General features: G+C 71.9%; 22 protein-coding genes. 8 read left to right on the top strand and 14 right to left on the bottom strand.

Annotated elements, in window-relative coordinates; genetic code table 11:
• Window positions 1–22: 22 nt before the first annotated feature.
• From FLX08_RS00685 to FLX08_RS00665, 5 genes are all read right to left on the bottom strand, one after another.
• Window positions 23–1,054, bottom strand: a complete 1,032-nt coding sequence (locus FLX08_RS00685; RefSeq protein ID WP_142616039.1) for an ABC transporter ATP-binding protein — start codon at window positions 1,052–1,054, stop codon at window positions 23–25.
• Window positions 1,051–1,821, bottom strand: a complete 771-nt coding sequence (gene modB / locus FLX08_RS00680) for a molybdate ABC transporter permease subunit (protein ID WP_142616037.1) — start codon at window positions 1,819–1,821, stop codon at window positions 1,051–1,053. Before modB ends, FLX08_RS00685 begins: the two co-directional genes overlap by 4 nt.
• A gap of 35 nt (window positions 1,822–1,856) precedes the next feature.
• On the bottom strand, window positions 1,857–2,636 hold the full coding sequence (gene modA / locus FLX08_RS00675; protein WP_142616035.1) for a molybdate ABC transporter substrate-binding protein: 780 nt from the start codon (window positions 2,634–2,636) through the stop codon (window positions 1,857–1,859).
• 11 nt (window positions 2,637–2,647) lie between these two features.
• Window positions 2,648–3,058 carry a TOBE domain-containing protein gene (locus FLX08_RS00670; protein WP_142616033.1) on the bottom strand — a complete coding sequence of 137 codons (411 nt, stop codon included), beginning with the start codon at window positions 3,056–3,058 and terminating at the stop codon, window positions 2,648–2,650.
• An 81-nt stretch (window positions 3,059–3,139) separates the two neighbouring features.
• On the bottom strand, window positions 3,140–3,739 hold the full coding sequence (locus FLX08_RS00665; RefSeq protein WP_208761201.1) for a class I SAM-dependent methyltransferase: 600 nt from the start codon (window positions 3,737–3,739) through the stop codon (window positions 3,140–3,142).
• 72 nt (window positions 3,740–3,811) lie between these two features.
• Here FLX08_RS00665 and ypfJ point away from each other — a divergent pair, with 72 nt between their 5' ends.
• Window positions 3,812–4,696 (top strand): KPN_02809 family neutral zinc metallopeptidase, encoded by an 885-nt coding sequence (gene ypfJ / locus FLX08_RS00660; RefSeq protein ID WP_142616031.1) that lies wholly within the window; start codon window positions 3,812–3,814, stop codon window positions 4,694–4,696.
• 108 nt (window positions 4,697–4,804) lie between these two features.
• On the top strand, window positions 4,805–5,473 hold the full coding sequence (locus FLX08_RS00655; RefSeq protein WP_167530228.1) for a DedA family protein: 669 nt from the start codon (window positions 4,805–4,807) through the stop codon (window positions 5,471–5,473).
• A gap of 25 nt (window positions 5,474–5,498) precedes the next feature.
• On the opposite strand, the gene FLX08_RS00650 is transcribed toward FLX08_RS00655, so the two are convergent.
• Window positions 5,499–6,527 (bottom strand): lysylphosphatidylglycerol synthase transmembrane domain-containing protein, encoded by a 1,029-nt coding sequence (locus tag FLX08_RS00650; protein WP_244312170.1) that lies wholly within the window; start codon window positions 6,525–6,527, stop codon window positions 5,499–5,501.
• 239 nt (window positions 6,528–6,766) lie between these two features.
• Between FLX08_RS00650 and FLX08_RS00645 the strand changes: the two genes are divergently transcribed.
• Both FLX08_RS00645 and FLX08_RS00640 read left to right on the top strand, forming a co-directional pair.
• Complete coding sequence (locus FLX08_RS00645) at window positions 6,767–7,825, top strand: sporulation protein (protein WP_142616027.1); 1,059 nt, start codon at window positions 6,767–6,769, stop codon at window positions 7,823–7,825.
• A 317-nt stretch (window positions 7,826–8,142) separates the two neighbouring features.
• Complete coding sequence (locus tag FLX08_RS00640) at window positions 8,143–8,526, top strand: hypothetical protein (RefSeq protein ID WP_142616025.1); 384 nt, start codon at window positions 8,143–8,145, stop codon at window positions 8,524–8,526.
• A 360-nt stretch (window positions 8,527–8,886) separates the two neighbouring features.
• On the opposite strand, the gene FLX08_RS00635 is transcribed toward FLX08_RS00640, so the two are convergent.
• The 3 genes from FLX08_RS00635 to FLX08_RS00625 form a co-directional block, all read right to left on the bottom strand.
• The gene (locus tag FLX08_RS00635) at window positions 8,887–9,132 is read right to left on the bottom strand and encodes a hypothetical protein (protein WP_142616023.1); all 246 of its coding nucleotides are present in this window, start codon (window positions 9,130–9,132) and stop codon (window positions 8,887–8,889) included.
• Window positions 9,133–9,623: 491 nt separating this feature from the next.
• Window positions 9,624–9,953, bottom strand: coding sequence for a hypothetical protein (locus FLX08_RS00630; protein ID WP_142616021.1), 330 nt, complete (start codon window positions 9,951–9,953; stop codon window positions 9,624–9,626).
• 175 nt (window positions 9,954–10,128) lie between these two features.
• Window positions 10,129–10,599 carry a hypothetical protein gene (locus FLX08_RS00625; RefSeq protein WP_142616019.1) on the bottom strand — a complete coding sequence of 157 codons (471 nt, stop codon included), beginning with the start codon at window positions 10,597–10,599 and terminating at the stop codon, window positions 10,129–10,131.
• Between the two features lie 647 nt (window positions 10,600–11,246).
• Between FLX08_RS00625 and FLX08_RS41165 the strand changes: the two genes are divergently transcribed.
• From FLX08_RS41165 to FLX08_RS00610, 3 genes are all read left to right on the top strand, one after another.
• The gene (locus tag FLX08_RS41165) at window positions 11,247–12,164 is read left to right on the top strand and encodes a hypothetical protein (RefSeq protein ID WP_208761200.1); all 918 of its coding nucleotides are present in this window, start codon (window positions 11,247–11,249) and stop codon (window positions 12,162–12,164) included.
• 415 nt (window positions 12,165–12,579) lie between these two features.
• Window positions 12,580–13,068, top strand: coding sequence for a hypothetical protein (locus tag FLX08_RS00615; protein WP_142616017.1), 489 nt, complete (start codon window positions 12,580–12,582; stop codon window positions 13,066–13,068).
• Window positions 13,069–13,176: 108 nt separating this feature from the next.
• Complete coding sequence (locus FLX08_RS00610; protein ID WP_208761199.1) at window positions 13,177–14,037, top strand: arginase family protein; 861 nt, start codon at window positions 13,177–13,179, stop codon at window positions 14,035–14,037.
• Window positions 14,038–14,046: 9 nt separating this feature from the next.
• Here FLX08_RS00610 and FLX08_RS00605 read toward each other — a convergent pair whose 3' ends face one another.
• From FLX08_RS00605 to FLX08_RS00585, 5 genes are read right to left on the bottom strand one after another with little or no spacing between them, the layout of a single operon-like run.
• Window positions 14,047–16,929 (bottom strand): DUF5682 family protein, encoded by a 2,883-nt coding sequence (locus FLX08_RS00605; protein WP_142616014.1) that lies wholly within the window; start codon window positions 16,927–16,929, stop codon window positions 14,047–14,049.
• The gene (locus tag FLX08_RS00600) at window positions 16,926–18,041 is read right to left on the bottom strand and encodes an ATP-binding protein (protein WP_142616012.1); all 1,116 of its coding nucleotides are present in this window, start codon (window positions 18,039–18,041) and stop codon (window positions 16,926–16,928) included. Before FLX08_RS00600 ends, FLX08_RS00605 begins: the two co-directional genes overlap by 4 nt.
• Window positions 18,042–18,054: 13 nt before the next feature.
• Entirely contained in the window at window positions 18,055–19,629 is a 1,575-nt protein-coding gene (locus FLX08_RS00595; RefSeq protein ID WP_244312169.1) for a VWA domain-containing protein, read from the bottom strand.
• A complete protein-coding gene (locus FLX08_RS00590) occupies window positions 19,626–21,179 on the bottom strand; it encodes a hypothetical protein (protein ID WP_142616010.1) in 1,554 nt (517 codons plus the stop codon). The genes FLX08_RS00595 and FLX08_RS00590 overlap by 4 nt, the downstream gene beginning before the upstream one ends.
• Window positions 21,179–21,694, bottom strand: a complete 516-nt coding sequence (locus tag FLX08_RS00585) for a hypothetical protein (protein ID WP_244312168.1) — start codon at window positions 21,692–21,694, stop codon at window positions 21,179–21,181. The genes FLX08_RS00590 and FLX08_RS00585 overlap by 1 nt, the downstream gene beginning before the upstream one ends.
• 277 nt (window positions 21,695–21,971) lie before the next feature.
• On the opposite strand from FLX08_RS00585, the gene FLX08_RS00580 reads away from it, so the two are divergent.
• Entirely contained in the window at window positions 21,972–23,105 is a 1,134-nt protein-coding gene (locus FLX08_RS00580; protein WP_208761198.1) for a HesA/MoeB/ThiF family protein, read from the top strand.
• The last annotated feature ends 42 nt before the right edge of the window (window positions 23,106–23,147 follow it).

Raw genomic sequence — 23,147 nt, 5'->3', positions numbered from 1 at the left:
GTTTCGCCCCACGGTCGCCGGTTCAGGCCGGGTAGGCGTGCGTCTCGGTGGCCTTGACGGCGGCCCAGACGTCCTGGCCCGGGGTGAGGTCGAGGTCGGCGGCGGCCGCCGGGGTGACGTCGGCGAGCAGCGGGATCGGCCCGCGCAGGTGCACGCGAACGTGGTCGCCGTGGCGTTCGATGCCGTCGATGACGACCTGCCACAGGTTGCGCGGGCTGCCGTCGGGGCGGCTCCTATAGAGGGCGACGGCCGACGGCGGGAAGGCGACGAAGGCGGGCCCGGTCAGGCGTTCTGCGCTGCTGAAGCGCACCTCGCCCACGACGACGTGCTCGCCGTCGGCCTCGCCCCGATAGAGGTTGAGGCCGACGAGTCGGGCGACGTAGTCCGTACGCGGATGGCGGGCGATCTCGCCCGGCGTGCCGGTCTGCACGACGGCGCCGTTCTCGATCACGACGAGCCGGTGGGCCAGGACCATCGCGTCGAGCGCGTCGTGGGTGACCAGGATGGTCGCGCCGTCGAAGTCGGCCAGGTGGCGGCGCAGCTCGGCGCGGATCTCCAGCCGGGTGTGCGCGTCGAGGGCGGCCAGCGGCTCGTCCAGCAGCAGCAGGCGGGGCCGTACGGCGAGGGCGCGGGCGAGGGCGACGCGCTGCGCCTGGCCTCCGGACAGACGCCCGGGACGGACGTGGGCGTGGCCGGCGAGTCCGACGCGGTCGAGCAGCTCGGCGGCGGCCCGGCGGGCCGCGGCCTTGCCGAGCCCCTTGCAGCGTGGCCCGAAGGCGACGTTGTCGAGAGCGGACAGGTGCGGGAACAGCAGGTAGTCCTGGAAGACCACGCCGATCCCGCGGCGTTCGGGCGGCAGGTGGTGGACCTCGGCGCCGTCCAGCTCGACGCGCCCGCCGTTCAGGGCGGTGAGCCCGGCGAGGCCGCGCAGCGCGGTCGTCTTGCCCGCGCCGTTGGGACCGAGCAGCGCCACCACCTCACCGGCTGCCGCGCTGATCCGGACGTCCAGGCGAAAAGCGGGGCGTTCGACGACCAGATGGGCCTTCATGTTCATGCGGCGCCCACCCAGCGGTCGCGCAGGCCGGCCAGCACGATCACCGAGACCGCGAGCAGCACCAGGCTGAGCACGATTGCGGCGTCCGGATCGGTCTCCAGCGCCAGATAGACGGCCAGCGGCATGGTCTGCGTGCGGCCCGGGAAGTTCCCGGCGAAGGTGATGGTCGCCCCGAACTCGCCGAGCGCGCGGGCCCAGCACAGGACGGCGCCCGCCAGCACGCCGGGGGCGACCATGGGCAGGGTGACCCGGCGGAAGACGGTCCAGCGGGAGGCCCCCAGCGTCGCGGCGGCCTCCTCGTAGCGCTGGTCGGCCGCGCGCAGCGCCCCCTCCACGGCGATGACGAGGAACGGCATGGCGACGAACGCCTCCGCGACGACGACTCCGGTGGTGGTGAAGGGCAGGGAGACGCCGAAGGCGTCGTACAACCACTGGCCGATGAGCCCGCGGCGGCCGAGCACCAGCAGCAGCGCGACGCCGCCGACGACCGGCGGCAGCACGAGCGGCACGGTGACCAGCGCGCGCAGCACCCGCCTCCCCGGCAGCGTCGTACGGGCCAGCAGCCAGGCGAGCGGCACGCCGAGCAGCAGGCAGACGGCGGTCGCGATGGTCGCGGTCACCAGGGAGAGCCGCAGGGCCTCCAGCACCCGCGGCTCGGCCAGCCGCCCCGGCAGAGTCGCCCACGGGGCGCGGACCAGCAGCCCGGCCAGCGGAAGGACGAGGAAGGCCAGCCCCGCGAGCGCGGGCACCAGCAGCGGCCACGGCATGCGCGCCCGCGGGGCCCTCGCTCGTACGGGCCTGGTCACGGCGCCTGGAAACCGGCCTTGGTCAGCACGTCCCTGCCCTGCTGCGACAGCACGAGATCGACGAACTGCTCGGCCAGATCGGGTGCGGGCGCCTCGGCGAGCGCCGCGATCGGATAGTCGTTGACGGCCTGGGCGGCTTCGGGGAAGTCGATGCCCCTGACCCTCCCGCCGGAGGCGATCACGTCGGTGCGGTAGACGAGCGCCGCGTCGACCTCGCCGAGCCGCACCTTGGTGAGCGTCGCCTTGACGTCCTGCTCCAGGGTGACGGGGGTGACCTTGAGGCCGGCCGCGTCCAGCGCCTTGACCGCCGCCGCGCCGCAGGGCACCTGCTCGGCGCACAGGGCGACCTTGACCTTCGGGTCGGTCAGGTCCTTGAGCGACCCGACCTTGGCCGGGTTGTCCTCGGGGACGGCGATCTGGAGCGTGTTCCTGACGAACACGGTGGGCGCCGAGGCCAGCCCGGCGTCGGTGACCGTCTTCATGGTGGCCGGGCTCGCGGCGGCGAAGACGTCGGCGGGGGCCCCCTGCGTGATCTGCTGCGCCAGGGTCGCGCTGGACCCGAAGTTGAAGGTGACCTTCGTGCCGGAGTGGGCGCTTTCGAACCGCCTGCCCAGCTCGGTGAACGTCTCGGTCAGGGACGCCGCGGCGAACACCGTGAGCGTTTTCCCGGCACCGCCGGAGGAGGCGGGAGCGGCGGTGTCCGATGAGGACGAGCCGCACGCCGCCAGGCTCAGCACCGAGGCGAGGACGGCGGCCAGGCGGAGACGTCTGAGCATCACGGCTCCTTCTACTGACTCGCGACGCGCGCGTGGCCGGGGATCTCGACGACGACGTTGGTGGACTTGACGACGGCCACCGCCATCACCCCCGGCTCCAGGCCGAGCTCGTCGGCCGCCTGGCGGCTCATCAGCGAGACCACGCGGAACGGCCCGGCAGCGATCTCCACCTGGGCCATCACCGCGTCCCTGATCACCTCGGTCACGATCCCGCGTAAGCGGTTGCGCGCCGAGGAGACGCCGGTGCGCTCGTCCGCCTCGGTCTGCGCCCGCGCGTACGCCGCGAGGTCGGTGCCGGCGATCAGGCGGTGGCCGTTCTCGTCGCGGTGCGCGGCGAGCCGGCCCCCGTCGACGAGACGCCGTACGGTGTCGGCGCTGACGCCGAGCACCGCGGCCGCTTCGCTGATCCGGAACGTCGTCACGGGCACCACCCTACGCCGCAGTTGCGTGCTGTTTGACGCCTACCCGATCGCAGAAACCCTGCCGTTTCCTTTTCTCATATCTCATCTGCGAGCCAGAGCCAGATAACGCTCGTCGGTGTCGTGGAAGGCGAGCAGAGTCCAGCCGGCGGCGTCCAGCAGGGGACGGAGGTTGCGCTCGGCCCGAAGGTCGTCGGGGGTCAGGGTGCGGCCGCGCCGGGCCGCGAGCACCGCACGGCCCACGGGGTGGAACAGTGCCAGCCGCCCGCCGGGGCGGGTCACCCGGGCCAGCTCGGCCAGTACGGCCGCCGGCCGCGGAACGTGGGAGATCAGCCCGGAGGCCAGCACGCCGTCGGCCACGCCGTCGCGGAGCGGAAGCCGCCCGGCATCGGCGATCAGCAGCAGGCCGAAGTCGGCGCGCCCCCGATCGCGGGCCGACCGGATCATCTCGGGGGTGACGTCCACGCCCACCACCCGCCCGGCGGGCCCGACGGCGTCGCGCAGCAGAGGGAACGCGCGGCCGGTGCCGCATCCGGCGTCGAGGACCAGGCCCCCGGACGGCAGGGCCATCTCGGCGATCGCGGCGGCGAAGACCGGGCCGTCGTCGGGATACTTCTCCTCCCAGGTGGCCGCCTTCGCGGCGAAGAACTCCCGGGTCTCGTGGAGGGATCGTTCGTTCATCATCTGCGGCTCCTCTGGAATGCGGCCGTCGGGGATCATAGGACGTGGCAGATCCCGGGGCAGGAAGGCGAGCTTATGGACTTCCGCGACGACGTCGACCTCGACGCGTCTCAGGTGGAGGAGGGCGGCGGCGGGTTCCCGGGCGGCGGGCTCGCGATCGGCGGGGGCGCCATCGGTGTCGTCGCCCTGGTCGTCGCCCTGCTCCTGGGCGTCAACCCGGCCGATCTTCTGAGCGGTGGAGGTTCCTCGTCCGGCGGATCGACGGGCGCGCGCCCGGCGTCGGATCTCACCGCCCAGTGCAAGAAGGGCAGCGACGCGGACCAGTCGGAGAAGTGCCGCGTCGTGGGTGTGGTCAACAGCGTCCAGAAATACTGGCGGGACGCCTTCGCCGAGCGGGGCAAGGAGCCGTACCGCACCGCCCGCACCGTCCTGTTCACCAACGCCGTGAGCACCGGCTGCGGCCAGGCCAGCTCCGCCGTCGGCCCCTTCTACTGCCCCGCCGACGGCAAGGTCTATCTCGACCTCGGCTTCTTCGGCGAGTTGGAGAGCCAGTTCGGCGCCAAGGGCGGGCCGTTCGCGCAGGCGTACGTGATCGGGCACGAGTACGGCCACCACGTGCAGAACCTCCTCGGCACCACACGGCGGGTCGGCGGCGGCAGCCAGGGCGCCGACAGCGCCTCCGTACGGCTGGAGCTTCAGGCCGACTGCTACGCGGGAGTGTGGGCGAAGAACGCGGTCGACACGGGGTTCTACGCGAGCCCGTTCACGGCGGCGGACATCCAGGAGGCCCTGGACGCCGCGGCGGCGGTGGGCGACGACAGAATCCAGGAGCGCACCCGGGGCAGGGTGGACCCCGAGGGATGGACGCACGGGAGTTCCCGGCAGCGCGTGAAGTGGTTCACCACGGGATACGAGACGGGCTCCCCCGCCCGGTGCGACACGTTCTCCGGCGCCATCTGACGTTTCCCTCTGACGCTTGCCGAGGTTTTCCCGCCACCGGCTATTGGCGTTTCCCCTGTGACGTGCATGGTGGGGGGACAGCCATCGCGGGGGGGCGGGGGGCATCCGATGACGCACGGGCTGCACCAGTTCATGGCGGTGACGGGCCCGTGGGCCTATCTGGTGGTCGGGCTGATGGCCTGCGCGGAGACGGCGGCGCTCATCGGGCTCGTGGTGCCGGGTGAGCTCACCCTGCTGCTGGCGGGCTTCCTGGCCTTCACCGGGCAGGTGAGCCTGCCTCTCACGATGGTCGCGGCCGGCGTGGGCGCGGTCGCCGGTGACGTGATCAGCTACCGGATCGGCAGGCGGCTCGGCCCTCGCGTGCGGGACAGCCGGCTGGGCCGCCGGGTGAGCGCGGAGCGCTGGGACCGCACCGAGGACTACCTGCGGCGGCGCGGCGGGCCTGCCATCCTCGTCGGCCGCTGGATCGGCCTGTTGCGCGCCCTGGTGCCCATGCTGGCCGGCATGGGACGCCTGCCGCACGGGCGGTTCCTCGCCTACGCGGTGCCCGGCGGGCTGGTCTGGGGAGCGGGCACCGTGGGGCTCGGCTACGCCGCGGGAAGCTCGTACGAGCTGGTGGAGCGGATCGCCGGGCGGATCGGTCTGCTGGTCGCGGGCGGCCTGGTCGTGCTGGCCGCCGCCGTCCTGGGTGTCCGCCGGCTGACCCGGCCGCGTACGCCGGTCGTGGAGTATGCGGGCCGCCCTGTGAAGAGAGCGGGCCGTCCTGTGAAGAGATAGGCAGCGCTGCGGTGAGGTGGCCCGCTCACGGCCGTGCGCGCGTGGTCAGCGACCAGATGCCCCAGGCGAACCAGCCGACGGGGATCTCGATCAGGTGGGCGAAGAACCAGAACAGCAGCACCGCCGCCGCGGCCGCCCCGGGTGCGACGCCGAAACCGACCAACGCCAGCGCGGTCGCCGACTCGCTGATCCCCGACCCGCCGGGCGTGATGACCGCGGTGGTCAGCACCCGGTTGATCGCGAAGGCCGCGACCGCCTCGGGGACGGCGACCTCGGCACCGGTCACGTGCAGGCACCCGACGAACAGAACGCACTGCAGCGCCATGTAGCCGGCCATGCCGAGCGTGAGCCGGGGCCAGCGCGTACGAGTGATCTCGATGGTGGAGTGACGCAGGTCGAGCAGGAAGTCGCGCAGGCACGGCTCCCGCCTGAGCGGCAGGAACCGGGCCAGCCGATCCAGGCCCCGCCCCAGCAGGTCGGCCACCGCCTCCCGGCGGAGAGCGGCAGACATGGCGACGACCACGCCGATGAGCAGCGCGCCGCCGACCCCGGCGGCCGCCGCGAGCCGGCGGTCCGGCATGTACCCCGCGCCGAGCAGGCAGACGAGTCCGACGGCGGGGAGCAGGAAGCGGGACAGCAGGTTCCACACGCCGGTCACGACCGCGGAGGCCGCCACCGGCCGCCGTCCGAAGCCCCACCTGGTCATCATGGCGACGGTCATGGCCACGCCCACGGCCCCGCCGAACGGCAGCACGTTGCTGGCGCCGCTGCCGACGCAGTTGACCAGCAGCGCCCGGCGCCTGCTCAACCCGGGCAGGGACTCGCTCACGACGTTCGAGTACGCCACCAGCCCGGCCAGCCACACCCCCGTGAGCACCGCCATCGCGCCCCAGCCGACCCGCACCAGGCGCTCGTCGAGCTGCCCCCACGTGACTCCGGTGAGGTGCGGGAGAAACGAGATGAGCACGGCCGCCAGCGCCAGGGAGACCATCGACATGACGACCCTGCTCAGGGACGCGCGGCCGGTCGCCACCTCTGTATCGATGGTTTCCACGCCGGTTCGCCGCCTCCTCTCGTCCGTTGGTGAGCCAAAGGGAGAACAATCCCAAACCGCCGGTTTGGGCAAACGAGCGGCAAATTCGCGGCAGCGTGGCCTCTTATCCCTCGCGGAGCCTCCGTACAAGCGCCTGATCATCTCAGGGGGATCTTTACCGACGGCCGGAACCCGGCCACACCACTTGATCGTTCAGGTGGGCGGCTGACACCTCAACGACCGTCGACAGGGAGAAACACGTGGTCTTCAAGCGGATGCTGGGCGCTCTCGGGGTGGGCGCCCCCTCGGTTGACACCGTACTGACCACCCCGCGAGTCCGGCCGGGCGGCGTGCTCACGGGCGAGGTGAGACTGTCCGGAGGCGACTTCGACGCCGAGATCGAGGACATCACGCTCGGCCTGGTCGCCGGGGTGGAGATCGAGCACGGCGACGGCGAGAGCGCGGGGCTCGGCGAGCTCTCCCGCACCCGGGTGTCCGGTCCGTTCACCCTGCGTGAGGGCGAGAACCGGAGCATCCCCTTCCAGATCCCGGTGCCGTGGGAGACCCCGATCAGCGAGATCAACGGGCAGCGCCTGACCGGCATGGCACTCGGCGTACGCACCGAGGTGGCCATCGCGAAGGCCGTCGACAAGGGCGACCTCGACCCGATCTCCGTCGAGCCGCTTCCCTCGCAGATGCGCATCCTGGAGGCGTTCCTCCAGCTCGGTTTCGCCTTCAAGTCGGCCGACCTGGAGGCCGGCCACCTGTACGGCGTACGCCAGGAGCTGCCGTTCTACCAGGAGATCGAGTTCTACCCGCCGCCGCGGCACGCCGGTGTGGTGGGGGAGGTCGAGCTCACCTTCGTGGCCGACCCCGCGGGTCTGGAGGTGATCCTGGAGGCCGACAAGCGAGCCGGCCGTTACTCCGGCGACGCCATCGGACGCTTCCGCGTCGGCCACGAGGACGCGGCGCACATGGACTGGCCCTGGGAGATCGACCGCTGGCTGAGCGGGCTCGTCCAGTACGGCGGCTACGAGCACGGGTATGGCCACGGAGACCACGGCCACGGCTATGGGCATGACCAGGGTTTCGGGCCGGGCTCCGGCCCCGGCTTCGGGCCGGGCTCCGGCCCCGGCTTCGGCCACGGCTATGGGCACGGCTATGGGCACGGCGGCCACCACGGGCACCACGACGGCCCCGGCTGGGGTGCGGTGGCCGCGGCGGGCGCGGCCGGGGTCGTCGGCGGCCTGGTGGCGGGCGAGATCATCGAAGAGATCTTCGAGGGCGACGAGGACGAGGGCGGGGACGGCGACTGGTGACGCCCGCCGGGCACCTCTCCTCTCGGCACCTCTCGGCGAAGAGGTAGATCCCGCGCGGGATCGGGCGCCGGCGGTGGTGTTCACGGCCCGGAAGGGCCGGAGACCGGGCCGGCGCCCGTCGTATCAGTGCGCCAGCTCTATTGGTGCGGCAGCTTCATTGGTGCGGCAGCTTCATTGGTGCGGCAGCTTTATCGGTGCGGCGGCGCTGCCCGCGACATTGCCATCCCTTGGAGTGTCGCCGTCCACCCGTGTGATCAGAGGAGTTGTAGCGTGACAGCGGTCACAGTCAGTGACTTCAGGTAAACAGGAGGTTACGCATGATCCGTCGACTGCTCCTGGCCGGCGCTGCCTGCGCCGCCGGGATCGTCGTCATGGCGCCGATCGCCGCCTCGGCGGAGACGGCGGCCCCGCGGCAGGCGGCCGCAACCGCACAGGCCGACGGGTGGGGTAACGGGTGGGGTAACGGCGGGTGGGGTCACCACTCGGGTCGTCCCTGGCACGGTGGCTACTGGGGCAGCCCCCTCGGCTACTGGAACCGTCCCCTGGGCTACTGGAGCCGCCCGCTCGGCTACTGGACCACGCCCGTGGTCACCACGCCGGTGGTCACCGCGCCGGTGGTCCTGGTGGACAGCAGTCTCGCCAGCGACTGCGGTGCCGCCGACGACGCCGCCGCCAACGTCGCCGCCACTTCCTGCGGCTGACCCACGGCGATCGGGGATCTCATGAGAGATCCCGCCTGAGGATCGGACGCGCCGCCCTCGATCGAGCACGGACTCGACGAGGGATTTAAAAACCCCAGGTTGTCAGCAGATTTTGCTGACAACCTGGGGCCAAAGCCGGCCGCAGCCCCCAGATCTTCGGATACCGTTCGTAGCCATTCCCTCTCCCTTGGTGATGGCACGACAACCCTTCGATCCGGAGTGCGTCATGAACGGCCACGACAGACCTCGCTCTCCCCGGCGCACCGGGCGAGCCCCGTACGCCCCCGCCCGTGCGGCGCGGCCCACGCAGCCGCCGTACGCGTCCGTCCCCGGGCGGCGCGACACCCCCGGCGGCCGGCCTCAGGGCCGATCCGAGCCGGAACCCGAGCCCTCCCCGATAGCGAAGGCCGGACGCCATCGCTCCCTGACGCGGCCGAAGCTGATCCGTGCCGCGATCCTGACCGGGGCCGCGGCCCTGACCGCGGTGGGCATCTGGGCGAGCGTCGGCGCCTCCGGTCCGATGCCGGGCCCGCACCCACCTGCCGGCACCGTGGCCACGACGGCTCCCGGCACCACGACCCCTGACATCACGGTCCAGCCCGGCACCGCTCCGTCGAGGCCCGAGCGATCGCCGTCCGAGCACCGCGCCCGCTCGAAGCGTGGCGAGAAGGGCCTGCCGACCGGGGCCCGTCGGCACCACGGCCCCGCTCACCCGTCACAGCGCACCCGGCCTCCCGCAGTCCGCCCCCGCCCGCACGACTCCTGACCATGGGCGCGGCGAGCGGCCGCGCTCGGAAGCCCCCGGACGGCTCCTGACCGTGAGCGCGAGCGGCCGCGCATACAGGCGGTCCGCCCCCCCCGCACGACTCCTGACCATGGGCGCGGCGAGCGGCCGCGCACGGAAGCCCCTCGCACGGCTCCTGACCATGGGCGCCGCAGACCGAGGCCACCCTCCTCCCACGCGAGCCCTGACCTCCGCCGCCCCTCCCGCCGATCGATCCCCCGGCCCGCTCGCAGGGCCGCGCCCCTCCCTGACGCCGCCCGCGATCCCCGCGCCGTCCGGCGGCGCGTCGTTCTGGCACGTTCCAGAACGACATTCACGTCGTCCGCCGGACGAAGGCGCGGGTGACCGTGGTGCCCGCATACCCCAGGACGGCGGCCAGTTCCTCGGTGATGAGGGTCTTTTCGACAGCGACCGTGAGTTCCTCTGTCGCGTACTCGGCCACGACGAGCTCGTGGCCGAGGTCTCCACTTCTTCTGATGCGGACGCGCAGCGCCGGCATCGGGCGTGCGTCCTCGACGGGCTGAAGCAGCTTCAGCGTCGCCGTGCCGACCTCGTCCATGGGGGCGATCAGCTCGGGAGCGAACTGGCTCTCGTCGACGAAGGCGATGATCCTGTTATCGCCAAGTGCGTGGTGGATTACCACCGGGGAGCTATGCAGCAAGTGGGTGCGACGAAATTCCACTGATGGTTGCGACGGTGATGACACGAATCATCCACCATATCCTTTCTGTGCAATCACGTCCCCGATCGTTTCGCTGCTCGATGCCAGGAAAGTTTGACGCATCAGCACCCTCGAACGCGACCGTGCATCCGGAAAATCACCTTTCCTCCCTTTCCGTCTCAGCCGCGCTATTGATCACCTGCATGAGTTCGTCGGCGAGGCGTGCGCACTGTTCAGTTGTATAACCCGCCGGCACGCGGAAGATCAGGCGTTCTCCGGGACCGGTCCGGACATCCGCGATGTCCCATCCGATCCACTGACTGATGGCCAGCGCCTTGACACTGTCCGGATCCATTTCGAGCCCGGCCGCGAGAGCCTCCAGACGCCACAAATCAGGCATCCGCGACACCCGTCCGCTCAGCACGTCGGTAATCCACTGAGCAGTGAGGCTCTGACCTGTGCTTTCGCTCACCGACCTCAGAGCGAGCGTGCGGATGCTCATCCCCTTGTCCGCCACGTAGTCGCGGATGCAGTCGCTCAGGGGGGTGGGGGGCTGGGGTGTCACGCGCTGCGACGGCATTCGGTTGTCAGCTCCTCGACTCTTTCTGGCCGCGATCACCCCCATCATGCCCGCTAGATCCTGACGACAGGGAGCAAACCCCGACGAAGACGGGGACCAGTTGTGTCAACAAGATGCGTCACAAAAGGCCGGCCCCCACAAGATTTATTCGCGGAAACCTTGCGTTTTCACGTGCAGCCGCAGTCGGCCGGATTAGAGTGCGACCTGCAGTCGGGACGTCAGCAGAATCTGATGATGAAGTTTCCATCGGAGAGGTTCGCAATGGCGGGAAAGCCGCAGATGCACCTTCGGAGCGTGGCGCTCTTGCGCGCCTTGATGGTCGGTCGCAGTGAGAGCGTGGCCGATTTCGCTCGCCGGGCAGCCCTTACCAGGCAGTGCATCGACGGTCTGCTCAAGCGAGGCACATGCCGCCGCACCACGGCGGACGCCATCGCGGCAGCGGCGGGGGTGCGGACTCTCGACCTGTTCCGGCCCTCCGTGTCGTCAAAATCTGCTGACACAAGCGAGGGCGCCTAATGGCGTCTTGCGTTTCCGGCCCGGGATCACTCCCGATCCCGGCGGAGACTCTCGCGGCGAGTCCGGCCGGAACCGCCTCGACTGCGGTCCTGCGCATCCCACCTCGCCGTCGCCGCACCGCCGGCTTGCGGGATGCGCGTTCGATCCGACAGCAGCACACCTCAGGAAAGGATCGTCTCTTGACGATGAAGAAGGCCCTCCTCACGGGGGCACTCACCACCGCTGCCCTGGTCACTCCCATGGTGGTGGCCGCCGAAGCCGCGAGCGCGGCGAGCACCGCGTCGCAGGCCTCAAGCAGCGTTGTCCGTCCGGTCGACACCGCCAGGCACGTTCCGGCTCCGCGCTCGGACATCCGCGTCCACCAGTTCATCCTCAAGGGCAAGACGTACATCCTCCCCAGCTGCCAGTACGTCGTCAACGGCGGGATCCTCGTCTCGCCGTCCTGCGGGGCCGGGCTGACCCGGCCGGTGTACGTCGTGTCCGGCCGCACCTACGTCCTGCCGGGCACCTGGCGCGACCAGATCGTCACCGGCCTGCCCGGCCGCTGGTACGGTCTCCCCGGCTACGAGCTCGGCACCGGCGTCCACGAGTACGTCGTGGGCAGCCAGACCTACGTGCTCCCCAGCTGCCAGTCCGTGGTCAACGGCGGGATCTACGTCTCGCCGTCCTGCGGGGCCGGGCTGACCACGCCGGTCTACGTCGTCGACGGCCGCTACGTCCCGCTGCCCGGCAGCTGGGGCTGCGACGCGACCCTCGGCCTGCCCGGCCGCTGGTACGGCCTGCCCGGCCGCGGCTACTGGAACCCGGGCCACAACTGGGGCGGCAACCACTGGGGTGGCCACTGGGGCCGCGGCACCTGGGGCGGCTGGGGCAACGGCAACCACGGCGGTCCCCGCGGTGGCTGGGGCAACCACGGTGGTCCCGGCGGCTCGAACCACGGCGGCTCGAACCAGGGTGGTCCCCGCGGCGGCTGGGGCAACGGCAACCACGGCGGCTCCGGCGGTAGCTGGGGCAACGGCAACCAGGGCGGCTCCGGCCCTTCCAGCCACGGCACGGGGGCCGGTAGCTGGAGCCACGGCAACGGGCAGCGGCACTAACCGCTGGCCCTGGTTGTCAGCCGGCGCGGTGAACGGACATCCCGCCGCGCCGGCGACGACAGCACCGAAATGCTCTCGGCGAGTGCGCGCCACCGCCGAGAAAGACGAGGGACGTGGGGGTTACTAGTGGACGTCCCTCGTCCGGTTCGCGGCGGAGTTGCCATCCGGAGCACCGGATGATCGTTTCCATTCGCGCCCCGCTACCTGGGGCAGGGCCGCGGATGGAAACGCGCCGCGAGAGAGCGGCTGCGACCGGCATCGTCGCAGCCGCTCTCCTTGTTTCGTCTCACCTCTGGACCGCACCCGCGTCCCGATTCCGACATCCCGCGACACCACAGAAGCGTGACGGTGTCCGCGGTCGGGCTTCGCCCGGGGACGAATGCCGGTGCGGCCTCCGACGAAGGGAACCCCTCCGATGACTCTGGACTGGTGCATCGAGGTGGCGCTGCTCGGCCTGCTCGCGTTCTCGTCCTGGCCCCCACCCCGAACCCGCCTGATCCTGCGGCAGCCACGCCTGCTCAGCGACATCGTCGAAGCCGAGTTCGACCAGCACACCCGCCTGTACGTTGTGACGCACGTCCGCGCCGGAGGATCCACCACCACCACACCGCTCGTCGCGGACTGGCACCAGATCGCGACGTACGCCGCGCAGCGCTCGGGCGAGATCGGCACCCTCTATGTGTGCGTGTTACACGGCGTGCAGAAGTGGTATTGGCAGTGGGGCCTGATGACCGACGCACCGGCCGACGCGAATCGGAGCAGGCGGGACGGGCGCCTGCGGCACACGAAGCCGTACGACTGCCGGCAGCGGATCGACGCGGTGCTGGAGGCACTGGAGGCACTGGAAGATCGGCGTACGCCGTCGCCCTGCCGGTGGCGCCGGCGCCCCAGAACCACGGGCTGAGGACCACACCCCGCACCTCCAGGCCCGGGCACGACGGATATGTGCGCTCTGCCCGGCCGGACATTGCCGTGGAATGATCGGAGCGTGCTTCCGACCGCGGTTCTGCAAGTGCCCCAATGGCAGGGATCGAGCGTCGCGGACGCCCGGCTCCTGTCCCTCGGCGCCGAACGGCTGGCCTCACTGCTGACATCCGCCGAGCCGTCCCCCGAGTCACATACAGGGCCACCCGCCCAGCCGTCCGTCAGGGCCATGCGGGTGCCCGTTCCGGACACCGCGGGGGCCGAACGGGACGGCGTCCGCGCCCTGGACGTCCTCACCGCCGTCGCCGCCCGGACGCGTGCCGCGCTCGCCGAGTGCGGCGCGGCCACGGTCGTCACGGTCGGCGGCGACTGCGGGGTGGAGGTGGAGCCGGTGTCGGCCGCCCTGGCGCGGCACGGCGACGGTCTCGTCGTCGTCTGGTTCGACGCCCACGGCGATCTCAACACACCCGGCTCCTCACCGTCGCACGCCTTCCACGGCATGGTCCTGCGCACCCTGCTGGGCGACGGGCACCCCGATCTGGTCCCGCCGCGTGCGCTGCGCCCCCGGCAGGTGATCCTCGCCGGAGTCCGCGCACTGGATCCGGCGGAGCTGGCCTACGCCACCGACGCGGGCCTCGCCCGGCGCACCGTGCCCGAGCTGACGGCCGACCCCGGCGTCCTGGTCCCGGCCGTCGCCGCCGCCGGGGGCACCGCCGTCTATATCCACATCGACCTCGACGTGCTCGATCCCGAGGAGTTCGGGTCGCTCAGCTACCCCGAGGCCGGCGGCCTGTCCGTCGCGACGTTGCGAGACGCCGTACGCGCGCTGACGGCCCACTTTCCCCTGGCCGGTTTGGGGATCACCGAGTATGCCCCCCGCCGTGAGGAGGACCAGGCCGTCCTCGCCTCGCTCGTCCCCGCCCTGCTCGCCGACGCCACCACCGGGTGATCCCGGGCGTCACCGGCGGAGCAGGGCCGCGACCGCGCCGGTCGTCGCGGGGTGCCGGGCGAGCAGGGCCCGCACCTCGCCGTGCTCCGGACCCTGCCCCGGCCCCTGATCCGGCCCGGCGCTCCCCCACTCCGCCGTACAGCCGAGCAGCGCGGCCATGGCGTCGCACGCCTGCGGATGCCGGGTGAGCAGCGCGGACACCGGACCCCTCGGCGCGGGCGCCGTCCGGGTCCTCCGGGCCGGCGTGGCCGGCCGTTCCCAGGGCGGTGTCCAGGCGTCCAGCTCGGCCAGCGTGCCGGGGAAGGTCCGCCCGGCCTCGCGGGCGAGCACGGGGACCAGCTCCGGTGCGTGCCGGCGCAACGTGGTGATCAGCTTCGGCAGCCAGGGCAGCAGGACGGGGTCGGGCAGCCGCGCGAACGCCTTCGAGAGCGCCTCGACCACGAACGGCGCGAGGCCGGGGACGGGTTCGAGCGCCTGGACGAACCCGCTCACATAGAGCGGGTAGGCCGGGACGACGAGCGGGTTGGCCAGCAGTTCGTCGCAGCGGGCGCGCAGCTCCTCCCTGGTGAGCAGGCCGAGCTGGGTCTGTGCCGCCCACAGCAGCGCGACCTTGGCCGGGGCCCGCGGGTGCGACTGCCGTACGGCGAGTTCGAGCTGGGCGCGGTCGCAGCCGAGCGACAGCGCGAGGCTCTCCAGCGTGAACAGGAAGCCGAGCATCGCCCCGACCTGGCGCACGCCCGTGTCGTCATCGGCGAAGGCGGTGGGCAGCAGCGTGCAATAGTGGGCGTATCCGGCCGTGACGAAGTGCTCGCACCAGGCCGGCAGCTCCGGTTCGCTCGACCGGTAGTAGGTCAGCAGCCGCCTGATCCGGCGCAGCACCTCGGGTGCGTCGTCCACCGTGCGCTCGGCGGCCAGCAGCTCGACGGCGCGGGCGCCGAGCTCGGCCGCGAGGCGTCGGCCGCCCAGATAGAGGATGGCGTCCTCGACGGCCGCGAGCGCCACCCCCGCCGTGGCCTGCGGGTCCCATGCCGTGCGGCGGAGCCGCTGCTCCAGCACCTGTTCGACCGTGACGCCCTCGTAGCCCAGCTCGATGATCTCCCGCTGGTGCCGGCCGAGCGCCACGTCCCAGCTCTCCTGGATCGGCCGCTCACCGAGGCGGCGTGCCCCCATGATCGGCCGCACCGTGCCCTCGGGCAGCAGGTAACGCAGTGTCCACAGCAGATCGGAGCACGGCTCCAGCTCGGGATCCGCCTTGAGGTCGAGCAGCACCCGCTGCTGGGTGCGCCTGGTCAGGTCGAGCCCGAGTGGCTCCAGCCGGTCGTACACGTCGCGGACCAGCGGGGGCAGCGCGTCGTAGCCGACCATCCCGATCTTGTCGCCGCCCAGGAGGATCTCGCACAGGCGGCGGACGTCCCGGCGGCCCGGCACGACGTCCTTCTCGATGCAGGTGACGGCCGCGTCCGCGAAGTCGTACGGCGTGGGCCTGGCCCGCCCGCGCACCCCCGCCAGCAGGATCGACGTCTCGAACACGGCGATGGCGTCGGCCGTGCTGGCCAGATAGCCGTTGCGGCGGGCCAGCCGCACGATGTCGACGCACCATCCGCGCAGCTCGTCCTCGTCCAGGCCATCGAGTGCGGGCGGGCCGGCGAGGAACCCCGACAGCCGGTCGGCCGCCGGCTCGGCGACGGCCGGTGTGGCAGCGGCCCCGGCACCCGCTTTGCCGGCTCCGGCACCGGCTTTGGCGGCCTTGGTGGCTTTGGCGGCCCGTTTCCCCGGTCCGTCCTGCTGCCCCGCCAGCCGGTGGGGCGAGAGACCTCCGCGCTTGACCGCCTTGGCCCAGGTGGCGGCGGCGATGGACACCGAGCCCTGGGCCAGGCCGAACTGCGCCTCGATCGCGGAGTGGCTGGAGGGGATCAGCCCGTAGAGCCAGCGCGTGCCCGTGCGCGGACCGATCTCGTACGGCGGCGCCTCGGAGCGCAGGCCGAACTCGGCGACGTCGCTGACGGCGTGGAAGGCCCCGCACACGTACAGGCAGTCGGCGGGGTCGGCGCCCGACGCGGCGAGGTGCTCGCGGATCCGCGTCCACATGTAGCGCTCGCGTTCCTCGTCGACGGCCAGGCGCTCGTCCCCGTCGCGGCGCAGCCGCCGGAACAGGCTGCCGACCAGCGCCATCGCCTGGCGGTAGGTGGCGTAGTCGGCCCCGGTCAGCGGCTGCTCGACGTACTGGTCCCACCACTCCGACCAGTGCCGCACCTTGCCGTGGTGCAGCAGGTGCCTTTCCAGCTCGGCGAAGCGCGGCCGCAGGTCGCCGATCTCGACGCCCACGGCGTCACCGTGCAGCGCCGCCTCGTCGCCCTGCCCGTCTTCGGCCGCGCCGGCCTCCTGCTGCGGGGCCGAACCGCCGGTCTCTTCGGGCAGCCACTGGAAGACGTGGTCCACCGAGCGGTCGACCAGCACGATCTCGACGCCGGGGGTGTCGAGCGCGTACGCGATGGCCTGATACTCCGCCGACGCCTCGGTGACCGGCGCGATCACGCTGAGCGGCCCCGAGCCGGGCGGGAACCCGTCGAGATCGGTGGCGAACGCCTGCAGCGCCACCGGCAGCCGGCAGTTGCGCAGCTCGTCGAGGAGCGGGCGCAGGTCTTCGCACAGCTCCAGGTAGACGACCTTGGGCCGCTTGTCGCGCAGCCGGCGGGTCATGGCCAGGGCGGAGGCCGGTGAGTGGTGGCACACCGGGAAGATCTCCAGCTCCTCGCGCAGCATGCGGTCGACGTCGTCGACCATGCCGGACAGGATGCCGGCCAGCGTCCGGGCAGGCGGCCCGTCCCCGCCGCCGGAGAACGCCGCCGCGGCGTCGAGAAGCTGCTCGCGCAGAGCGTCGAAGGTCCTCATGACAGCGTCGAGATCGCCTGGCGGCCGCCGTCGAGGAACCGCGTCCACTCGCCTCCGTCGTTCTTGCTGCGGGGTTCGACCACGCCGTGCCAATACTTGTTGAGGATGGCCAGGTCCTCCGGGGCGCGCCTGGCCAGCGAGCCCACCAGGGCGCCGCCCAGCGTCTCGGCGCGCAGCGTGCGGTCGCCGAAGAAGTGGCTGTGCAGGATGGCGTCCTCCAGCACACCGATCTGCTCGGCGGTCGACAGGGCCGACTCCAGCTTCTCGTCCTCGCTCGTGGCCGACGCCGCCGCGGCCCGCAGGTCGGCGAAGCTCTGCAGCAGGATGTCCAGGAGCGCGGGCGGCACGTCGAGCTCGATGCGGTGCCGGCGCAGCAGTTCGGTGGTGCGGAAGCGGACGATCTCCGCCTCGCTGGCCTTGCTCGTCACCACCGGGATGCGGACGAAGTTGAACCGCCGTTTCAGCGCCGAGGACAGGTCGTTGACGCCACGGTCGCGGCTGTTGGCGGTGGCGATGATCGAGAATCCGGGCCTGGCGAACACCGTGTTGTCCGTGTCCAGCTCGGGGATCGAGACGTACTTCTCCGACAGGATCGAGATCAGGGCGTCCTGCACGTCGCTGGTGGCGCGGGTCAGCTCCTCGAACCGGCCGATCATGCCCTGCTCCATGGCCGTCATGATCGGCGACGGGATCATCGACTCGCGGGACTGGCCCTTGGCGATCACCATCGAGACGTTCCACGAATACTTGATGTGGTCTTCGGTGGTGCCCGCCGTTCCCTGCACGACCAGGGTGGAGTCGCGGCAGATGGCGGCGGACAGCAGCTCGGCCAGCCAGCTCTTGCCGGTGCCCGGGTCGCCGATCAGCAGCAGGCCGCGGTCGGAGGCGAGCGTCACGATGCTGCGCTCGACGAAGCTCCGGTCGCCGAACCACTTCTGCGGGATCTCGCGGTCCAGGCCGTCGGACCGCTCGCTGCCGAGCACGAACAGCCGGACCATCCGGGGGCTGAGCCGCCAGGAGAACGGCTTGGGGCCGTCGTCGATCGACTCCAGCCAGTCGAGCTCCTCGGCGTACTTCGCCTCGGCGGGCGCGCGGAGCATCTCGTTGGTCATGTGAGGGGGTCTCCTAGGCGAGGAAGTTCTTGAGTTCGAACACGAGCTTGCGGATGTGGCCCGAGATCACCGGCGTGCCCATGTCCTTGAGCTTCTGCCGGAACCACGGGTTGACGCTCTGCTGGCCGCCGCTGTCCACCGAGCCCACCGGGATGAGCCGTACGCCGGACCGGTGCAGCGCCTCCATCCCGGCGAAGACGGCGGGACTGTTCCATTCGTAGAAGTCGGAGATCCACACGACCACCGTGTTGCGGGGGTCGGCGACCTTCGGCTGGGCGAGGGCCAGGGCGGCGGTGCCGTCGGTGCCGCCGCCGAGCTGGGTGCGCAGCAGCACCTCGAACGGATCGTGCACCCACGGGGTCAGGTCGAGCGCGCGGGTGTCGTACGCGACCAGGTGCACGTCGACCTTGGGCAGCCCGGCGAAGATGGACGCCAGGATGGTGCAGTTGACCATCGCGTCGACCATCGAACCCGACTGGTCGACGACCACGATCATCCTGGCCGGCGTCGTACGCCTCGCGGTGCGCCGGTAGTAGAGCCGGTCGACGTAGAGCCGCTGGTCTTCGGGGCTGTAGTTGGTGAGGTTCTTCCAGATCGTGCGGTCGAGGTCCAGGTTGCGGAACACCCGCTTCGGCGGCACCGACCGGTCGATCGCGCCCACGCTGGCCTTCTCGACCTGGGTGCGCAGCACTTCGGCGACCTCGTCGACGAACCTGCGGATCAGCGCCTTGGCGTTGGCCAGCGCCACCCCCGACAGGTTGGCCTTGTCACGCAGCAGCTGCTCGACCAGCGACATGCTGGGCGTGAGCTGCCGTGCAAGGGCCGGATCGGCCAGGACCTCGCGCAGCCGCATGCGGCCGACCAGTTCGGCCTCGATGCCGGCCAGCGCCTTGGCCAGGTCGTCGTCACCGATCCGGAACCCGGCGCCCGGCCCGTGCCCTGCCTTGGGCTCGGCCCCCGGACCGGTCTCGGCCTCCGCTCCCGATTCGCCGCCGGCGCCCGGTCCGGCGCTTGATCCCGATCCGGGTGCCTGCCCCGCGCACAGGGCCTGCTTGAGCCAGGCGGCGTCCCGCTGCCAGGTCGCGAGCTGGGTGGCGCTGACGTCACCCGAACCGGTGGCGAAGACGTTGAGCAGCAGCTTCGAGACGAGCGCCGCCCGGCGCACCTCGCCGCCCGGCATGTGCTCGCCGGACGTGAGCAGGGTCTCGAACTCGGCGGCCAGTTCGGGGAAGCGCTGCACCAGCGAGTCGACCGAAACGGCCGGGTCGAGCAACCCGGCGGGCAGGCCCAGATCGCCGACGACCGCGACACCGGCGGTCTCGAGCGCGGGCTGCTCCTCGTGGTCGAACAGCCGGGCGAGCAGCCGCCAGTAGAGCACCTGACGCCGGTTGCGATCGGCGCCCGTCAGCTCATCTGAACCGGCCGCGAGGAGGCCGGCGCTCGTCGGAGCATCTTCACCGGTCGCAGGGACACCGGTCGCAGGGACACCGGTCGCAGGGACACCGGTCGCAGGGACACCGGTCGCAGGGACACCGGTCGCAGGGATGCCGGTCGCAGGGATGCCGGTCGCAGGGATGTCGTCGCTCATCGTCGCAGCAACCGTCCGGCTCGTTCCTGCAGCACGGCGACCGCGTCGGCGGCCCTGGCCTCGGCCTTGGCCGCCTTGGGGTCGGTGGGGCCGAGCGCCCAGTCGCCGGTGGCGACCACGACCGCCTCGCGCTTGACCTTGGCCTGTACGGCGAGCGGCTGCAGCGTCCATCGGCCGCCGTCCCACCGCATGAGTCCCACGCACGCCGAAGAGGCCGCCACCAGCTTGGGCGTGAGCGGACCGCAGTCGGGCAGCCGTTCCGTATCCACGGCGAGCAGGGTGCCCCCCAGGTCGAAGGAGCCGTCCTTGGTGACCTTGTAGCCCTCCACCAGCACGGGTTCGGCGATCCGCACCGGAGCGCGATCGAGAGGTGGCACCGCCGGGGCGAGCGCGCCGGGCAGGCACAGCCGGGCGGTCGCCAACGGGTCGGCGGGCTTGCTCACGAAGGCGCGATCGTCGTGCCAGACGAGGTCGCCGCTGTCGAGCAGGGGCACGTCCGCGATCTCGATGCTGCGGCGGTCGGCCAGCGCGGCCAGCAGCACCTTGTGGCGCTGCGGCAGCTTCCACAGCGCCGTCCCGACGATGGTGTCGACCTTCGCGACCGTGACCGAGGTGCGGACCAGCCGGGACGTGCCGCCGTCGGCGGGTTCCAGGACGGCGTGCATCTGGAACTGTACGGCGGTGCCGTGCTCGTGCACGTCGACGCCGAGCACCAGCAGCCGTCCCGACACCATGGCGGCGGGCCGGGGCTCGCCGGTCGGATCTCCGGTCAGCACGCCGTCCTGCGACAGCAGCAGGGCGCGGGTCCACAGATCCGCCCAGCGTCGCACCGGCAGGTGCTCCACGGAGCCGATCGGGCAGGAGGCGCGCAGCTCGGCGGCGAAGCCGTCGAGTAACACCGCGAGCCTGCGCAGCTCCGGCACGGCGAGCAGTGCCTCGATCACCTGGTCCGCCGCGGAGACGAGGTCGTGGTCGACGCCGCGCCAGCCGGTGATGGCCAGCTCGCGCAGCCAGGAGCGGACGCCGCCGAGCACGTTCCCGGCCGGCTGAGCGGGCGGCTGAGTGGACGGCTGAGTGGACGGCTGGGCGACCGGCTGACCGTCCAATTGGGCGGCCGGTTGAGCGGCCGGTTGAGCGGCCGGTTGAGCGGCCGGGTGGGCACCGGTGCCGCCCGCCGTCTGCGGGTCGCCGGGCGTCGGCGGCCATTCCGCTCGCTCCCGCCCGAGCGCCGTGTCCAGGCCTTCGAGCAGGGCGTCGTGCACCGCGCCGGACAACGCGACCCGGCCGCCCGCCAGCGCCGTCAGATGCTCCTGCGTGATCGAACCGGACACGACCGCGTCGGCGGCCTCCGCCAGCCGGTCACCGAGAGGCGTGGCGGCGAACGCCGCGGCCAGCGCGGCCACCGCGTCGGCGCGCTCGTCGGCGAGCCTGGCGAGGCCGTGCACCAGGGCGTCGTCGAAGCCGTCGAGCAGCGCGAGCGCCTCCTCCGCACCCGCACCGGCGTTTCCCGATTCGCCGCCGAGCAGGGCGGCGAGCTGTACGGCGAGCATCAGCCCACCGTCCCCGTGGCCGGGAACCAGTGCAGCTCCGGGATCGGCAGGGTCGTGTCGGGCACCTCCAGATAGGCCAGGTGGCGCAGGAACCTGCTGAACACGACCGCGGCGGGGGCGGGCTCGTGGACGCCGCCCAGGCAGTCGGCCGGTTCCGCGCCCTCGGGGACCTCGACCCGCAGATAACGGGACACCCGGTCGGCGCCATACTGCACGACGGCCTCGGCGACCAGGGCCCGCAGGTGTTTGCACGGCGAGCCGTACAGGCCGCCGCAGGGGCGGTTGTTGTTGGTGCTGCAGTTGTAGTTGTGGGTGCCGGCGGCGATGGAGGAGACGTAGACCCGGCCGATGTCCGAGCCGCTCGACACCACGCCCTGCAGCCGGCCGTCCGCCAGCTCGACGAAGGGGACCTTCGCCAGCTTGCGTGGCTGGACCGGCGGCACCACCCGCAGCCTGCTGTGTCGCGCCCACGCGGACGCGCCGTTGGGGGAGCCGTTGGGGGAACGGTCTGTCATGATCCGGAACGTAGCCGAGCCCTACGACATTTAGCCGCGCTCGCAGCGCTGCCAGGCACGATGCGGTCACGTGAGTGTCCGGGCGGGTCCTTCCAGTACGGCTCCCGCACCCGGCCCTGACCTGCTCAGGGTGGACGAATCCCCCTCGTCGCCACCGTATGCGGGGGTGATGCCGCTCAGGCAATCGTCTTGACATGGATGGACACTTCCAGAAAGATCCCCATGTCGATTACTGTCCCGGTCGCGATGCCGAGAGGTCGCCTTGCGGTTGCCCCGTGTGAAAGCCCAGCACCGCCCCCACCGGTTTGGCAACGACCGGATCCGGATCGGCGGCACCGCCCGGGAGATCAGCGATCCGGACGGCCACGTCTGGGCGGCCCTGAACGCGATGGACGGCACCAGGACTCCGCAGGAGATCGTCGCCCGGCTGCGCCGCGCGTACCCTCGGCTCACGGAGACCGAGGCGGCCGACGTCGTCGATCCCCTGCTCACCTCCGAATTTGTGGAGGACGCCGCCGGTTCGCGGCCCGACGAGCTCAGCCCGCGGGAGCTGGAACGCTATTCACGCAACGCGGCGTTCTTCCGCGGCAGCGGCCTCGCGCCTCGCGATCACGGCTGGGAGGCCCAGGTGCGCCTCAAACGCTCGCGCGTGCTCGTCCTCGGGCTGGGCGGCACCGGCAGCCACACGGCCTGGGCGCTCGCCGCGTGCGGCGTCGGGGCGATCCACTGCGTCGACCGCGATCTGGTCGAGCTGTCCGACCTGACGCGGCAGGCCCTCTATCGGGAGGCCGACATCGGCAGTCCCAAGGTGGACGTGGCCGTCGCCCGGCTGGCCGAGGTCAACTCCTCCGTCCGCGTCACCGGCGAGACCCGCGCGGTCGAGTGCGAGGAGGACATGCTCGACCTCGTACGCGGGTTCGACGCGGTGGCGATGTGCGCCGGCGAACCGGCCGGCCGGGGCGGCATCCGCATCTGGGTCAACCGGGCCTGCCTGGCGGAGAAGATCCCGTGGGCGCTCGGCGGTTACAACGGCCCGCTGGTGAGCGTGGCGGCGTTCACCCCCGGGGGCCCGTGCTACGAGTGCCTGACGGCGGGCGTCGACGCCCCGCTCGCGCCGGGGATCCCCCTCGACCTCGGCGGACCGGACGTCATCGCGCCCTCCGCCGGGGTCTCGGGTCACCTGACCGCCCAGGCCGTCATCGCGTTCCTGACCGGGATGCCCGCGACCTCGGGCAGCTACGTCACCGGCGTCAACCTCGTCGCGCCGGACCAGCACGTCTACACGCGCCATCCGGCTGCGCCGGACTGCCCGGCCTGCGCGCCGGACGCGCTCCGCACCGGACCTCTCGACACCGGACCTCTCGACACAGGGCCCCTCGACACAGGGCCCCTCGACAGCATGGCCGGGTGACACGGCCCCAAGCGGTCGATGCGGACAACCGGCGCGGACAAC

The organism is Microbispora hainanensis (assembly GCF_006874475.1).
Taxonomy (GTDB): Bacteria; Actinomycetota; Actinomycetes; order Streptosporangiales; family Streptosporangiaceae; genus Microbispora; species Microbispora hainanensis.
The sequence above is the reverse complement of the archived record's forward strand: the minus strand, read 5'-3'. Positions and strand labels throughout refer to the sequence as shown.

Coding starts and splice junctions, on each gene's coding strand:
- FLX08_RS00685 (WP_142616039.1), bottom strand. CDS start 1,054: ATGAACATGAAGGCCCATCTGGTCGTCGAACGCCCCGCTTTTCGCCTG.
- modB (WP_142616037.1), bottom strand. CDS start 1,821: ATGCCGTGGCCGCTGCTGGTGCCCGCGCTCGCGGGGCTGGCCTTCCTC.
- modA (WP_142616035.1), bottom strand. CDS start 2,636: ATGCTCAGACGTCTCCGCCTGGCCGCCGTCCTCGCCTCGGTGCTGAGC.
- FLX08_RS00665 (WP_208761201.1), bottom strand. CDS start 3,739: ATGATGAACGAACGATCCCTCCACGAGACCCGGGAGTTCTTCGCCGCG.
- ypfJ (WP_142616031.1), top strand. CDS start 3,812: ATGGACTTCCGCGACGACGTCGACCTCGACGCGTCTCAGGTGGAGGAG.
- FLX08_RS00655 (WP_167530228.1), top strand. CDS start 4,805: ATGACGCACGGGCTGCACCAGTTCATGGCGGTGACGGGCCCGTGGGCC.
- FLX08_RS00640 (WP_142616025.1), top strand. CDS start 8,143: ATGATCCGTCGACTGCTCCTGGCCGGCGCTGCCTGCGCCGCCGGGATC.
- FLX08_RS00625 (WP_142616019.1), bottom strand. CDS start 10,599: ATGATGGGGGTGATCGCGGCCAGAAAGAGTCGAGGAGCTGACAACCGA.
- FLX08_RS00615 (WP_142616017.1), top strand. CDS start 12,580: ATGACTCTGGACTGGTGCATCGAGGTGGCGCTGCTCGGCCTGCTCGCG.
- FLX08_RS00605 (WP_142616014.1), bottom strand. CDS start 16,929: ATGAGGACCTTCGACGCTCTGCGCGAGCAGCTTCTCGACGCCGCGGCG.
- FLX08_RS00600 (WP_142616012.1), bottom strand. CDS start 18,041: ATGACCAACGAGATGCTCCGCGCGCCCGCCGAGGCGAAGTACGCCGAG.
- FLX08_RS00595 (WP_244312169.1), bottom strand. CDS start 19,629: ATGAGCGACGACATCCCTGCGACCGGCATCCCTGCGACCGGCATCCCT.
- FLX08_RS00590 (WP_142616010.1), bottom strand. CDS start 21,179: ATGCTCGCCGTACAGCTCGCCGCCCTGCTCGGCGGCGAATCGGGAAAC.
- FLX08_RS00585 (WP_244312168.1), bottom strand. CDS start 21,694: ATGACAGACCGTTCCCCCAACGGCTCCCCCAACGGCGCGTCCGCGTGG.